The sequence below is a fragment of the Streptacidiphilus jeojiensis genome (assembly GCF_042510965.1).
Taxonomy (GTDB): Bacteria; Actinomycetota; Actinomycetes; order Streptomycetales; family Streptomycetaceae; genus Streptacidiphilus; species Streptacidiphilus jeojiensis.
In genome coordinates this window covers 1-1,288 of sequence record NZ_JBEUKS010000031.1, presented here as the reverse complement: position 1 = coordinate 1,288, position 1,288 = coordinate 1, and the positions used below count along the sequence as shown (strand labels likewise).

Genomic DNA, 1,288 nt, shown 5'->3' with positions numbered 1-1,288 from the left:
GGGGGAAGGCGATCCATTCGTCGTGCAGTTCGAAGAGCACGGCGGTGACGAGCCGCAGCAGGGCGGCGTCGTTGGGGAAGACCTGGACGACGTCGGTGCGGCGTTTGATCTCGCGGTTGATGCGCTCCAGCGGGTTGGTCGACTGGATCTTCTTCCAGTGGCGTTCGGGGAAGCCGGCGAACGCGGTCAGGTCGTCCTTGGCCTCCAACAGCATCTCCTTGACCTTGGGGAACTGGGTGCCGAGCATGTCGGCGACGGTGTCGAGCTGGCTGCGGACCGCGGCGGCGGTGGGCTGGGCGAAGACCGTGCGGATCGTGGCGGCCACCATCTCGGCCGCGTCCTTGCTGATCGCGTTGAAGACGTTGCGCAGGAAGTGAACCCTGCACCGTTGGTAGCCGGCGCCGAGCATGACCTTGCGGATCGCGGTGACCAGCCCGAGGTGGTGGTCGCCGATGACCAGCCGGACCCCGCCCAGGCCGCGTTCCCGTAGGGAGCGCAGGAACGCGGTCCACGAGGACTCGCTCTCGCTGTCGCCGACCATCACCCCGAGCACTTCGCGGCCGCCGTCCTCGGTGATGCCGGTGGCGATGACCACGGCGCGGGAGACGATCTGGTGCTCGACCCGGGCCTTGCAGTACGTCGCGTCGAGGTAGACGTAGGGGAACCGGACGTGGTCCAGCCTCCGTTCGCGGAACGCGGTCAGCTGGCCGTCCAGGTCCTGGCAGATCCGGGAGACCTCGCTCTTGGAGATCCCGGTGTCCGAGCCCAGGGCCTTGACCAGGTCGTCGACCGAGCGGGTGGACACGCCGTGGACGTAGGCCTCCATGACGACCGCGAACAGGGCCTGGTCGATCCGGCGGCGCCGTTCCAGCAGGAGGGGGAAGAAGCTGCCCGACCGCAGCTTGGGGATGCCCAGCCCCAGGTCGCCGGCCTGGGTGGTGAGCGTCCTGTCGCGGTGCCCGTTGCGCAAGGCGGTGCGCGTGTCGGTGTGCTCGTTCCACTGGGCGCCGATCCTGGCCGTCGCCTCGGCCTCGATCAGCTCCTGCAGCATCCGCTCGGCCACGGAGCGCACCAGTTCCAGGCCGTCTGCCGAACGTAGTGACTCCAGCAGTCGGAGTAGGTCATGCTGAGACAGGGCCACCTTGTACCTCCCGCGTTGAACTGCCCGTTCACAACGGAGAGTTGCACGGTGGCCCACCCTGTCGGCAGGGAGCGGAAGCTACCCGGGCCCACGCCCCCGGCGCACCACCCCACCCTGATCGGCTACACCACGCCAAGGGACGCGATC

Annotated in this window: 1 protein-coding gene; it reads right to left on the bottom strand. The window is 68.6% G+C overall.

All coding sequences use genetic code 11. The features are described 5' to 3' along the window. Positions 1-1,141, bottom strand: a 1,141-nt coding sequence (locus tag ABUW04_RS39695) for an IS256 family transposase (protein ID WP_380569207.1), incomplete at its 3' end; no start/stop codon positions are given. Positions 1,142-1,288 lie beyond the last annotated feature (147 nt).